Here is a 14,876-nt window from a genome sequence, read left to right on the forward strand (position 1 = left end):
TGGGTCGGAAACGCTGACGATCACCATCAGCGGCATCCCGGCTGGAGCAACGCTCGCCAACACGCTGAACGGGACGCTGACGGTCAGCAACGGCTCGATCACGCTGAACCCCAATCAGCTTGCCGGCCTCAAGATCACGCCGCCGCTGAACAGCGACGATGACTTCACCCTGACCGTCACCGCGACGGCCAAGGATGGCGTCGCCGCTCCGGTCAGTGTCAACGCGCCGCTGGTGGTCACCGTCAATCCGGTGTCGGACACCCCGACCCTGTCCGTGTCCGCCGCCCGTGGCGACGAAGACACCGCCATTCCGCTGACGATCAACCCGGCGCTGACCGACACAGACGGGTCGGAGACGCTGACCATCCGGATTTCCGGCGTTCCGGCGGGAGCGACGCTCAGTGCCGGCAGCTCGGTCACGGAAAGCAACGGCACCACCACCTGGACGCTGACGCCCCAGCAGCTTGCCGGGTTGAAGATCACACCGCCGCACAATAGCGACGTCGATTTCGACCTGACGGTCACCGCGATTGCCAAGGATGGCACGGCACCGGTCGCGACGACGAGCCAGACGCTGCATGTCACGGTCGATCCGATCACCGACACGCCGACTCTGAGCGTCACGGCGGCGACGGGCAACGAAGACACGGCGATTGCGCTGGCGATCACTCCGGCGCTGACCGACACCGACGGGTCGGAGACGCTGACGATCACGATCAGCGGCATTCCGGCCGGTGCGATCCTCGCCAACACGCTGAACGGCACGCTCACCGTCACCAACGGGTCGATCACGCTGACCCCCAATCAGCTTGCCGGGCTGAAGATCACGCCGCCGTCGAACAGCGACGACGACTTCACCCTGACCGTCACCGCGACTGCCAAGGACGGCGTCGCCGACGCGGTCAGCGTGACCCAGACCCTGCCGGTTACCGTCAACCCGGTGTCCGACACGCCGACGCTGAGCGTCACCGCCGTCACCGGCAACGAAGACACCGCCATTCCGCTGACGATCAGCCCGGCGCTGACCGACACCGACGGGTCGGAGGTGCTGACGATCCGCATCACCGGCATTCCGGCCGGTGCGACGCTGGTCAACACGCTGAACGGCACGCTGACGGTCACCAACGGCTCGATCACGCTCAATCCCGACCAGTTGGCCGGGCTGAAGATCACACCGCCGCTGAACAGCGACGACGACTTCACCCTGTCGGTGACCGCGGTCTCCAAGGACCGCGGCGCGGCCGAGGCGACCACGACCCTGCCGCTGGTGGTCACCGTCAACCCGGTGACCGACACCCCGACGCTGTCGGTCACCGCGGCGAGCGGCAACGAAGACACCGCCATCGCGCTGGACATCAGGTCGGCCCTGACCGATCTCGACGGATCGGAGAGCTTGAGCATCAAGATCACCGGCGTTCCGGCCGGGGCGACGCTCAGCGCCGGCACTTTCGTCACGGAAAGCAACGGCACCACCAGCTGGACCCTGACCCAGGCGCAGCTGGCCAACCTGAAGATCACGCCCAAGGCCGACAGCGACGTCGATTTCACCCTGACCGTCACCGCCACGGCGACGGACCGCGGCCTGTCCCCGGTCTCGGTGCAGACGACCCTGGCCGTCACCGTCATCGCCGTGGCCGACAAGCCGACCGTTTCCGTCACGCCGATCACCTACGATCTGGCGGTCGGACAGAACGACACGCTGACCGGCACCGCCGGCAACGACACGCTGTCGGGCGGTGCGGGCAACGACACCATCCTGGGCGGCGCCGGCGACGACGTGATCTATGGCGACGGCAGCGGCACCTTCACCGTCGCCCTGTCGATCACCCCCGCCGTGACCGACCGAGACGGGTCGGAATCCATCTCCAAGGTGACGATCTCCGGCGTCCCGGCCGGGGCGACGCTCAGCGCCGGCACCCTCAACGCCGACGGCACCTGGACCCTGACCGAGGCCCAGCTGTCCGGGCTGAAGCTGACCGCGCAGGAAGGCGACACCAGCCATCCCATCACCCTCACCGTCGTCTCGACCTCCAGGGAGCAGGAGAACGGCAGCACCGCCGACAGCGACCCGCGGACGCTGACCATCAGCTTCGCCAACACGCCGAAGGGCAACGACAGCCTGGACGGCGGCGACGGCAACGACACCATCTTCGGCGGGGCCGGCAACGACACCCTGATCGGCGGGCTGGGCGACGACAGCCTGGACGGCGGCGCCGACAACGACCTGCTGGCCGGCGGCCCCGGCAACGACACCATCGACGGCGGTGCCGGCAACGACACCGTCACCTATGCCGGCTCGGCGACCGCGGTGAACGCCAACCTCGCGACCGGGGTCGGCACCGGCGAAGGCACCGACGTTCTGCGCAATCTGGAGAACGTCACCGGCTCGGCCTTCGACGACGTCATCACCGGCGACGGCGGCGCCAACATCCTGCTCGGCGGCGGCGGCAACGACACCATCACCGGCGGGGCCGGGACCGACACCATCCATGGCGGGGCGGGCGACGACCTGTCGATCTTCACCGTCGGAACCGACGGCGGAACCGCGTCGGTTCCGGAACTGCAGGATGGCGATGCCGGCATCGACACCTTCCGGGTGATGCTGACGTCCGCCCAGATGTCCAACCCGGCGATCCTGGCCGACCTGCGCACCCTGCGCGACCTGATCGAGGCGGCGGCGGCCGATCCCAACGCCGCGACCAAGGACACCGATGTCGCCAACGCCGTCACCCTGACGGCGCTGGGCATCAAGGTCGCGGATTTCGAGAAGCTCGAAATCTACGTCGACGGCCAGCCGGTCAATGTGCGCGAGGTGCTGAACTACACCCCGACGGCCACCGCCGCCGCCGCCACCACCTCCACCACCGAGGACAATGCGGTCAGCAGCCGCCTCGTCGCCACCGACCAGGACACCCTCAACGGCCGCACCGACGACAGCCTGACCTTCAAGGGGCCGGGCGCCGACGGCCAGCCGGTGCGGCTGGCGCACGGCACGCTGGTGGTGAACGCCGACGGCACCTTCATCTACACGCCGGACGCCGATTTCAGCGGCACGGAAACCTTCTCCTTCACCGTCACCGACGCCTATGGCGGCACCTCCACCGCCACGCAGACCATCAAGGTGGCGCCGGTCGCCGACTCCATCACGCTGACCACGCTGAACACGCGCGGCAACGAGGATGCGGCCGGCGGCATCGCCATTGCCCCCACCATCACGCTGAGCGACGTCGATGCCGCCAGCGCGGAGGCGGTGGAGACGGTCACGCTGACCATGTCGGCCTCGCAGCTGGATGTCGCCGGCGCCAAGCTGTACCTGAACGGCACGGAACTGACGCGCAGCGGCAGCGGGACCTACAGCTGGACGATCCCGACCAGCGCCCTGGTGGCCGGCGGAGCGGCCGGAACCTGGACGGTGTCCGGCCTGAAGATCGTCACCACCCGCAACTCCGATGCCGATCTGACCTACACCCTGACGGTCGGGACCATCGACAGCACCAGCGCCGGCACGGTGCGCGGCAGCAAGTCGGCGACCGGTACCATCACCGTCGATGCGGTGGCCGATGCGCCGACCGTGACCGCCGCCGCCGCGGCGACGGACGAGGACACCTCGGTCGCGCTGAAGATCACCCCGGCGCTGACCGACACCGACGGGTCGGAGAGCATCGGCTATGTCACCGTTTCCGGCGTGCCGGCCGGGGCGAGCCTCAATCTCGGCACGGTCCTGAGCACCCAGGGCGACGGCAGCACCAGCTGGAAGGTCAATGCGGCCGATCTGGCGAGCCTGCGCCTGACCCCGCCGCACGACTTCTCCGGCACCATCACCCTCCGGGTCGTCGCCACCTCGGTGGAGCGCGAGAACGGTTCGACCGCCGATTCCGCGCCGGCGACCTTGACGGTGACCGTCACCGGCGTGGCCGACGCCCCCATCGTCATCCCCGTGGCGGCGACGGGCAATGAGGATACCGCCATTCCGCTGTCCATCGACGCCCACCTGTCCGACGTGACGGGCGAGACGCTGGACCACATCACCATCACCAACCTGCCGGAAGGGGCGACGCTGTCCGCCGGCATCCACAACGCCGACGGCAGCTGGACACTGACCCCGGCGCAGCTGACCGGCCTGACCTTCACGCCGCCGCCGAACTATTCCGGCACGCTGACGCTGAAGATCACCGCCACCTCGGTGGAAGGGGCGACCACCGCAACCTCGGCACAGCAGTCGCTGACGGTGACCGTCACCGCCGTCGCCGACACGCCGGTCCTGTCGGCCTCCGATGCGGTGGGGCGCGAGGACACCGCCATCCCGCTGTCGGTGGTCGCAGCATTGACCGACCGCGACGGGTCGGAAAGCCTCAGCATCCTCGTCGGCGGCGTGCCGGCGGGCGCCACGCTGAACCACGGCCATTACGACGCGACGCTGGGCAAATGGGTGCTGACCCAGGCCGACCTGTCCGGCCTGACCATCACCCCGCCGGCCAACTCCAACACCGGCTTCAACCTGACCTTCACCGCGCGGGCGACGGAAGGCTCCAACGGCGCCTTCGCCGACGCGGCGGCGGTGTCCGTCCATGTCGAGGTGCAGGGCGTTGCCGACGTGGTGACGCCGAACGGCACGCTGACCGCGCGCGGCGACGAGGACACGGCGATCAACCTGAAGCTCGGCGATCTGGTGATGACCGACAATGACGGGTCGGAGCGCCTGTCGCTGGTCGTCAGCAACCTGCCGTCGGGCTCCTGGCTGTCGCTGGCGGCCGGGCACGACAGCGGCCTGGTCTATCTCGGCAACGGCCGCTGGTCGGTCGATGCGGAGTACCGCAACGAACTGACGCTGACGACGAAGAAGGACTTCTCCGGCACCATCACGCTGAAGGTGGACGTCATCACCACCGACAGCAACGGCGCGCCGATCATCACCGTGAACGGCGTGACCTCCGGCGGGATGCTGAAGGACACCCGCGACCTGACGGTCACCGTCGACCCCAAGGCGGACGAGCCGGTCGTCTCGATCGGCGCCAGCGGGCTGGAGGATGCCGTCGGCGGCATCCCGCTGACCATCTCCGCCCTGACCGGCGACAGCGACGGGTCGGAGCACATCTCCTCCATCGTCATCTCCGGCCTGCCGGCCGGGGTGACGCTGACCAGCTCGGACGCCGGCGCGCTGACCGCCAATGCCAACGGCAGCTGGACGGTCGATCCGGCGAAGCTCGGCAACCTGCGCCTGATCGTGCCGGCCAACAACGCCGACGACTTCACCATCACCGTCAAGGTGACGGCGATGGACGGCACCGACACGTTGACCAGGACCTACACCCCGACCGTCACCATCACCGCGGTGGCCGACGCGCCGGTGTCGCATGCTGCCGACGGTTCGGCGGTGCCCTACCATGTCGACGACCAGTCGACGACCGGCGTGCCGGATGGGCTGGTGCTGAACCTGAACGCCTTCCTGGCCGACACCGACGGGTCGGAAAAGCTGGCGGTCACCATCGGCGGCGTGCCGAAGGGCACGGTGCTGTCGCGCGGCATCGACAACGGCAACGGCACCTGGACGCTGACCGCGGAGGACTACACCGCGGCGCTGGCCGAGGGCGGCCTGAAGCTGACCGTCAAGGATGCCAACGCCACCGGCATCACCCACAGTGTGTCCGGCAGCGTCGACACCGCCAGCGTCACGCTGACGGTCAACCCCTACAGCATCGAGAGCGAGGGCGACCGCAACACCAGCGTGTCCGACAGCTTCGTGCTGAGCTGGACCACCACCGCCTCCTCGGGCGGCGGCTCGACCGATCCGGGCAACGGCGGCAACACTGGCGGCGGCACCAGCCCGCCTCCTCCTCCGCCGCCCCCTCCGCCCCCTCCGCCGCCGCCCCCGGTGCTGGATCCCAGCGTCGGCAGCGACCGGCCGCATGCCGTGACCACCGCCGAGGATACGTCGGTGGCACTCGGCCTGAAGGACGGGCTGGCGAACTGGCAGGACGTCTCCACGGTCACCCTGTCGGGCATCCCGACCGGCGCCAGCCTGAGCAACACGGCCGGCGACACGCTGACCGTCACCGGCGGTTCGATCACGCTGACCAAGGCGCAGCTGGACGGGTTGAGGCTGACGCCGCCATCGAACAGCGATGCCGATTTCACGCTTTCCATCGACGTGGTGTCGGGCAGCAGCAACGCCCACACCACGCTGACCCAGGCCGTGACCGTCACCGCCGTGGCCGACAGCCCGCTGCTGACCGTGCAGACGGCGTCCGGCAACGAGGACACCGCCATCGCGCTGGACATCACCGCCGCGCTGGCCGACACCGACGGGTCGGAAACGCTCGCCAGCATCGTCATCGACGGGGTACCGGCCGGTGCCTCGCTGTCTGCCGGCTATCTCGACTCCACCACCGGGCGCTGGGTGCTGACGCCGGGCCAGCTGGCCGGGCTGAAATTCACCCCGCCGCACGATGCCAGCGGCACCTTCCAACTGACGGTGACGGCGGTCTCGCGCGAGACCAGCAACGCCGACCGGGCGACCACGACCAGGACGCTGACCGTCGAGGTGGCGCCGGTCAGCGACGCCCCCGCCATTTCCGTCAGCGCCGCCACGGCGCTGGAGGATCATGCCGCCAACCTGTCCATCGACGCCGCGGTCACCGATCTGGTCGGCACCTCCGAGGTGATCACCGCCCTGCGGGTGACGGTGCCGGCCGGCTTCACCCTGTCGGGCGGCACGTCGCTCGGCAACGGCGTCTACGATCTGACCGGCCTGTCGGCCAGCGACCGCGCGGCCCTGAAGCTGACGCCGCCCGCCAACTATGCCGGCACGGTGACGCTGACGGTGGACGCTGCCGCCCAGGACGGCACGGCGGCCCCCGCCTGGTCGAGCAGGAGCTTCTCGGTCACCTACACCGCGGTCGCCGACGCGCCGAACGTCACGGTGCATGACACGACGGGGGCGGAGGACACCGCCATCGCCCTGAACCTGTCGGCCAGCCTTGTCGACACCGACGGGTCGGAGACGATGGCGGTCATCCTGTCGGGCCTGCCGGCCGGTGCCGTGCTGAACCATGGCTCCAACAACGGCGACGGGTCCTGGACCCTGAAGCCGTCGGAGCTGGCCGGCCTGACCGTCACGCCGCCGCGCAACTATTCGGGCGGCATGGACCTGACGCTGACCGCCACCAGCCTGGAAAGCTCCAACAAGGACACGGCGAGCACCACCGCCACCATCCATGTGACCGTCACTGCGGTCGCCGACGCGCCGACCGTCATCGTCGCCAACGCCTCGGGCAGCGAGGACACCGCCATCGCGCTGAACCTGACGGCGGCGCTGGTCGATACCGACGGGTCGGAGACGATGGCCCTGGTGCTGTCCGGCCTGCCGGCCGGTGCGGTGCTGATCGATGCCAACGGCACCATTCTGACGCCGACCGCCGGCTCGGTCGCGCTGACCGCCGCCCAGCTGTCCGGGCTGAAGCTGATGCCGCCGGCCAATGCCGGCACCGACTTCAACCTGACCCTGACCGCGACGACGACGGAGGCTTCCACCGGGGCCACCGCCACCACCAGCCAGCTGTTCCGGGTCAGCGTCGATCCGGTCGCCGACCAGCCGATCATCACCTGGGCACCGCTTTCCGGCACCGAGGACACGGCCGTGCCGCTGAACCTCTCGGTGGCGCTGTACGACACCGACGGGTCGGAGAGGCTGGGGCTGCTGACGATTGCCGGCGTGCCGACGGGCGCGCTGCTGTCGGCCGGGACGAAGAATGCCGACGGCAGCTGGACCCTGACGCCGGCCCAGCTGACCGGCCTGACCCTGACCCCGCCCGCCAACAGCGATGCGGCGATCGCCCTGACCGTCACCGCCGTCAGCATCGAGTCCAACGGCAGCACGGCGACCAGGACCGTCACCGTGCCGATCACCCTGGCCGCGGTGTCCGATACCCCGACGCTCAGCGTGTCCGCCGCGACCGGCAACGAGGACACGGCCATCGCGCTGACCATCAACCCGGCGCTGACCGACACCGACGGCTCGGAGACGCTGACGATCACCATCAGCGGCATCCCGGCCGGCGCCAGCCTGAGCAACAGCGCCGGCAATGTCCTGACGATCAGCAACGGGTCGATCACCCTGACCCCGGCCCAGCTTGCCGGGCTGAAGATCACGCCGCCGTCGAACAGCGATGCCGACTTCACCCTGACCGTCACGGCTATCTCCACTGACGGTACGGCGGCACCGGCCAGCACCAGCGCGCCGCTGCCGGTCACGGTCAACCCGGTCACCGACACGCCGACCCTGAGCGTCGCGCCCGCGACCGGCAATGAAGATACACCCATCGCGCTGACCATCACCCCGGCCCTGACCGATCTGGACGGTTCGGAGACGCTGACGATCACCATCAGCGGCATTCCCACCGGCGCCACCCTGAGCAACAGCGCCGGCAACACCCTGACGGTCAGCAACGGCTCGATCACGCTGACCCCGGACAAGCTCGCCGGGCTGGCGATCAAGCCGCCATCGAACAGCGATGCCGATTTCAACCTGACGGTGACCGCCACCGCCAAGGACGGCAGCGCCGCTGCGGTGTCGGTGTCCTCGACCCTTGCGGTGACGGTCAACCCGGTGTCCGACACCCCGACGCTCAGCGTGTCCGCCGCGACGGGCAACGAAGACACGGCGATTGCGCTGACGATCAATCCGGCGCTGACCGACACCGACGGGTCGGAAACGCTGACGGTCACCATCAGCGGCATCCCGGCCGGCGCCAGCTTGAGCAACACGGCCGGCAATGTCCTGACCATCAGCAACGGCTCGATCACCCTGACGCCGGCCCAGCTTGCCGGGCTGAAGATCACGCCGCCCTCGAACAGCGACGCCGACTTCACCCTGACCGTCACCGCCACCGCCACCGACGGCAGCGCCGCCCCGGCCAGCACCAGCGCGTCGCTGCCGGTCACGGTGAACCCGGTCTCCGACACGCCGACCCTGAGCGTGTCGCCAGCGACCGGCAACGAAGACACGGCGATTGCGTTGGCCATCACCCCGGCGCTGACCGACACGGATGGCTCGGAAACGCTGACGATCACCATCAGCGGCATCCCGACCGGCGCCACGCTGAGCAACAGCGCCGGCAACACGCTGACGGTCAGCAACGGCTCGATCACCCTGACGCCGGCCCAGCTGGCCGGGCTGGCGATCACGCCGCCGTCGAACAGCGATGCCGATTTCAACCTGACGGTGACCGCCACCGCCAAGGACGGCAGCGCCGCTGCGGTCTCGGTGTCCTCGACGCTCGCGGTGACGGTCAACCCGGTGTCGGATGCCCCGACCCTGACCGTGTCGGCGGCGAGCGGCAACGAGGACACGGCGATCCCGCTGTCCATCACCTCGGCCCTGACCGACACGTCGGAAGTGCTGAGCATCACCATCAGCGGCATCCCGGCCGGGTCCAAGCTGACCAACAGTGCCGGCAACACGCTGACGATCAGCAACGGCTCAATCACTCTGACCCCGGCCCAGTTGACCGGGCTGAAGATCAAGCCGCCGTCGAACGACGACGCCGACTTCACCCTGACCGTCACCGCGACCTCGACCGACGGCAGCGCCGCTCCGGCCTCCACCGTTGCGCAGCTGGCGGTCACGGTCCTGCCGGTTTCCGACACGCCCACCCTGGCGGTCAATCCGGCGACGGTCGCGGAGGATGGCACGGTCGCCCTGTCGATCACCCCGGCCCTGACCGACCCGTCGGAGACGCTGAGCGTCACCATCGCCAACATCCCGACCGGTGCCCACCTGTCGAACAGCGCGGGCGACACGCTGACCATCAGCAACGGCTCGATTACCCTGACGCCGGCCCAGCTGGCCGGCCTGTCGATCACGCCGCCCCATGACAGCGGCACCAGCTTCAGCCTGTCGGTCACCGCGACCTCGACCGACGGCACCGCAACGCCGGCCAGCCTGTCGCGCTCGCTCGCGGTGACGGTGACGCCGGTCGCCGACACCCCGACGCTGACCACCCCGGCCGTCCATGGGCCGGAGGACACCGCGATTCCGCTGACCATCACCGCCGCCTCCACCGACACCGACGGGTCGGAAACGGTGACGGTGCGGATCACCGGCATGCCGGCGGGCGCCAGCCTGAACCACGGCACCCACAACAGCGACGGCAGCTGGACCCTCAGCACCTCGGATCTGACCGGCCTGACCTATACCCCGCCGGCCGACGCCAACGGCACCGTCACCCTGTCGGTCACCGCGACCGCCCAGGACGGGGCCAGCACCGCGGCGGTCACCCAGACCCTGGCGGTGACCGTCGATCCGGTGAACGACAAGCCGGTGCTGGCCGCCGCCCACACCACCACCGTGATCGCCGCCGATGCGACCGACCACCCGGCCGTGATTTCCGACGCGACGATCACCGATGTGGACAGCAGCGTCATGTCCGGCATGTCGATCCGCATCGCCGCCGGCTCGCAGACCGGCGACACGCTGAATCTCGACAGCCTGACCATCGCGACCGATCCGTCGACCGGACGCAAGACGGTGGCCGGCACCGGGATCGAGGTCAGCTGGGACGATGCCAACCACCAGCTGTCGCTGTCCGGCACCGCCTCCACCGCGACCTACACCGACATCCTCCACCATCTGGCCCTGACGCCCAATGGCAGCGGCGCCCGGACGCTGGAGGTGATGGTCAGCGACGATCAAGGGCTGTCCAGCGACCCGATGGCCGTGCAGGTGCTGGTCTCGAACAGTGCGACGATGACCGGCAGCGCCGGTGCGGACATCCTGCATGCCGGCAGCACCACCACCAGCATGTCCGGCGGGGCCGGGGACGATCTGTTCATCTTCGCCCCGCGCGGTGGCGACCTGACCATCAATGGCGGGGCGGGCTGGACCGACGTGGTGGAGGTCGGCGCCTTCGTCGCCAATGCCGGCACCAACTGGATGCAGCAGCTGGACGGGCATGCCTACACGGTCGATCCGTCAGGTCACGGCCTGACCTTCACCCAGGAGACGACCGTCACGCTGGAGGACCAGAACCATCACCAGCTGGTGCTGCAGAACATCGAACGGCTGACGTTCTGACGGGGTGGGTGACGCGGTGGGGCAGAGGCAGAGGGGGGAGCGGCAGGCAGGGTCAGGCGTCCGGCGTGCCGTCCGCCTTCTCCCCTCCGGCTTCACCGTCGCCGCTGTCGGTCTGCATGTGGGTTATGATCCGCTTCATCAGCCGGCCCAGCATCGCCCGTTCGTTCGCCGCCATGGCGGCGATGGGCGGGCTGAGCGACTGGCGCAGGGGGTCGCGGTCCAGAAGGAGCCTGCCGTCGTCGGTCAGGTCGAACAGCCAGCCGCGCTTGAATCCCGGATGCTGCCGACGGGTCAGCAGCCCCTTGTCCACCAGGGTGGAGACGGTGCGCGACACCGGTGCCAGGTGGATTTTCTGAAATCGCGCCAGCGCGGTCAGGGTGCGCGCCGGCTCCGGCGCGTCATGGAAGTAACGCAACGCCACCCATTGGGCCGGGAAAAGCCCATCGGTGAAGCTGATGCCATAGACAAGCCGGCTGACCTGGTCCAGCAAGGTGACCAGATCGTCGTCGGTCGACGGGTTGTCGCCATCCTCCGGCCTTTCCGACACGCGCTTCTCTCCCTCCCGACACTGCACCGAACCAACCGGCGGCAAGCTTGGCGGTGGACTGTAGCGAAGTCAACGCGCCAGCGGAAGCGGCAGTCTTCGCGTCTGCGTGGTGAAAGTGCCGTCAGGATTCGCGTGGATTATCGTTGAGGGAAATCCATCGCTTCCGTACCAAAGCCTTGGCGAAAGCAGCCGGCCCGCCCCATTTGTGGTCCAACCATCACAAACCGCGGATACTGGACATGACCGGCACCCCCCGTCTGACCAACGCCTTTCTGTTCGACCTCGACGGCACGCTGACCGACACGGTCTACCAGCACGTGCTGGCCTGGAAGGAGGCATTGGACGAGGAGGGCATCGCCCTGTCGGTCTGGCGCATCCACCGCAAGATCGGCATGAGCGGCGGGCTGTTCACCAACATGCTGCTGCGCGAGACCGGTCTCGGCGCCGACCAGGCTCTTCTCGACCGGCTGCGCCAGCGCCATGCGCAGGCCTACAGGCGGCTGGCCCCCGGCGTGGTTCCGCTGCCGGGCGCCCGCGAGCTGCTGGACACGCTGACGGAGCTGAACATCCCCTGGGCCATCGCCACCAGCGGCCGGATGGAGACGGCGCGGCCGGCGCTGGAGAAGCTGGGCGTCGATCCTTCGAGGGCCGCCGTCATCACCCGCGACGAGGTCGAATATGCCAAGCCCGACCCCGACCTGTTCCTGGCCGCCGCCGCGCGCATCGGCGTGGACATCGCCAGCGCCTTCGTCGTCGGCGACAGCATCTGGGACATGATCGCCGCCAAGCGGGCACGGGCGCTGGGAATCGGCCTGCTGTCCGGCGGCTATGGCCGGGAGGAGCTGGAACGCTCCGGCGCGCTGCGCGTCTATGAGGACCCGGCCGACATGCTGGATCACCTGGACGAAGTCGGCGGGCGCCGCGGGCTGGCGCAGTAAAAGCGGGAGTGCCGGAAACCATCCGATCCGCCGTTTCGGTCGGAGCGGTGCGAGGTGCCGTCTCCGGTCTCCATGACTGCCATCGACAGCCAGTCCTTCCTGTTCAACTGAAGGCCGTCTCCAGACCAGCCAAAAAAAAGCCGCCGGAAACACCGGCGGCTTTTAAGTCCGAGAGGAACGTCCAACAAGTTGTGCCGGGTCAACCCACGGCGCATCCAGCGGTACGGGACTAATATATTAATATCTCATCCGTCTGGCAAGCGGCTTTCCTTCCTTCGGCCGGATTTTTTATCCAGTGGTGCCTGACCGCAGATATGACGGCGCCCAAACGCAGAACGCCCCCCGGCGGTGAGCCGGAGGGCGTCTCTATCACAGTTAAGCGGCGTTTCAGGGACGGGCGGGCCGTCAGTCGGCGCCGGCCGTGGCGTTCGGGACGGCGGCGGCGGATTTCGGACCGCGCTGGCCCAGCACCAGGGCGATGATGGCGAAGGCGGCGAGGTCGAACACGGTCAGGCAGGCGAACAGCGGCTCGTACCCGATGGTGGTGGCGAGCTGGCCGATCATCAGCGAGAAGATCATGCCGCCCATGTAGCCGGCCATGCCGCCGAAACCGGTCGCCGTGGCGACGTCCTGCTTTTCGAAGGTGTCGGTGACCAGGGCATAGAGCAGGCTCGACAGCATCTGGTGGGCGAAGGCGCCGAGGGAGAACAGGAAGATCGCGGTGATCGGGCTGGCGGCGAAGCTGATCAGCGCCGGGCCGACCATGCAGACCGCACCCACGCCGACGCCGGCGATGCGGGAGTTGACCAGCGACATCCGGAAGCGTTTCACGAAGAAGGGCGACAGGTAACCGCTGAGGATGCAGCCGATGTCACCGGCCAGGAACGGCAGCCAGGCGAACAGGGCGAACTGCTTGATGTCCATGCCGCGGGTGGAGACCATGTACAGCGGGATCCAGAAGCTGAAGGTCTGCCAGGCCGGCTCGGTCAGGAAACGGGCGGCGGCGATGCTCCAGAACTTGCCCTTGCCCAGCACGCGCTTCATCGACGGCTTCGGCAGCTCGACCTGCTCCTGGCCGTCCAGGATGTAGGCATGCTCTTCCTTGGTCAGGCGCGGATGGTTCTCCGGGTTGCGGTACAGCATGTACCACAGGGCCGACATGCCGACGCCCAGCAGACCGGTGACGAGGAAGGCTTCCTGCCAGCCATAGGTCAGCGACAGCCAGATGACGAAGGGCGGGGCGATCATCGCGCCGATGGAGCTGCCGGTGTTGAACCAGCCGGTGGCGATGGAGCGTTCCTTGGCCGGGAACCACAGGGTGGAGGTCTTGACGCCCGACGGCATGGCCGCCGCTTCGCTGATGCCCAGCAGGCCGCGGAAGAAGGCCATCGACTGCCAACTGCCGGCCAGCGCATGCATGGCGGCGGCGATGCCCCAGACGCCGGCGAACATCGCGTAGCCCAGCTTCAGCCCGATCAGGTCGGTGATGTAGCCGGCGACCGGCTGCATCAGGCTGTAGCAGAGCTGGAAGGCGCTGACGATGAAGGAATACTGCTCGGTCGTGAAGTGGAGCTGTTCCTTGAGCGTCGGCGCCAGGATGCCCAGGGTGTTGCGGTCGATGTAGTTGACCACGGTGCCCAGCATCATCAGGGCAAGGATTTGCCACCGCAAACCACGGATCTTGTTCATCTTTTCCTCACATGCCTGCCACGGCAGGCGCCGGTGCGCACGTACAGGCCCTTATGGCGGCGATCCTCGGGCGGGATGCCTGGCCGGCGGGTGTTCGGTGCCGGGCGAATGGGTCGCTTCCGCTCTGCTTCAAGAGGGGCGGGAGCATCGCTGACGGAGTTATATTAATATATCAGTGTTGGGTGCAAGCGGTTTTCCGGTGCCGCCTTCGGCTCTTGCGAAAATGTCGCAGTCCAATGATGCGATGCGCTGATTTCTTCGCAGTCGCAGCAAAAGCCAGCCCGTTTCCCGAGAGCGGTTACTTGCTGCGGTGCAATATCATTGAAAGTTGAAAGGCCTGTTTTGCTGTTCGGATTTTAATGGCGGGCCGGTCTGCCCGGTTCATCCGCCCGTAGGAAGCCACAGCGTCGGCTCGCCATAAATGACCTGGATCAATGGTCTACGCGCCGCTTCCGTCCCGCCGGCAATGGCAGGACGGCCGCCATGCCGCTGCCATCCCTGTGGAAACGCTCGGTTCTCGTTCGTTGCTGCACTGCGACAATCTGGGGCCTTCCTTGCAAAAGTAATATATCAGACAGTTGTGCAGCGCAGAGCAGCGGCACCCGGAAATCCCGCTCCGGACTGACCGACG

The 14,876-nt window shown here is 68.2% G+C and carries 4 protein-coding genes; 2 read left to right on the forward strand and 2 right to left on the reverse strand.

All coding sequences use genetic code 11. The features are described from left to right. Positions 1-11,071, forward strand: an 11,071-nt coding sequence (locus TSH64_RS33840; protein WP_146208152.1) for an Ig-like domain-containing protein, incomplete at its 5' end; no start/stop codon positions are given. Between the two features lie 52 nt (positions 11,072-11,123). Here TSH64_RS33840 and TSH64_RS33845 read toward each other — a convergent pair. After that, positions 11,124-11,618, reverse strand: a complete 495-nt coding sequence (locus TSH64_RS33845; protein ID WP_109451806.1) for a MarR family transcriptional regulator — start codon at positions 11,616-11,618, stop codon at positions 11,124-11,126. Between the two features lie 239 nt (positions 11,619-11,857). Between TSH64_RS33845 and TSH64_RS33850 the strand changes: the two genes are divergently transcribed. Further along, entirely contained in the window at positions 11,858-12,556 is a 699-nt protein-coding gene (locus TSH64_RS33850; RefSeq protein WP_109451808.1) for an HAD family hydrolase, read from the forward strand. Positions 12,557-12,961: 405 nt separating this feature from the next. Here the strand turns inward: TSH64_RS33850 and TSH64_RS33855 are convergent, their stop codons facing one another. Next, on the reverse strand, positions 12,962-14,245 hold the full coding sequence (locus TSH64_RS33855) for an MFS transporter (protein ID WP_109451810.1): 1,284 nt from the start codon (positions 14,243-14,245) through the stop codon (positions 12,962-12,964). Positions 14,246-14,876: the final 631 nt, after the last annotated feature.

This window comes from Azospirillum sp. TSH64, from assembly GCF_003116035.1.
Classification (GTDB): Bacteria; Pseudomonadota; Alphaproteobacteria; order Azospirillales; family Azospirillaceae; genus Azospirillum.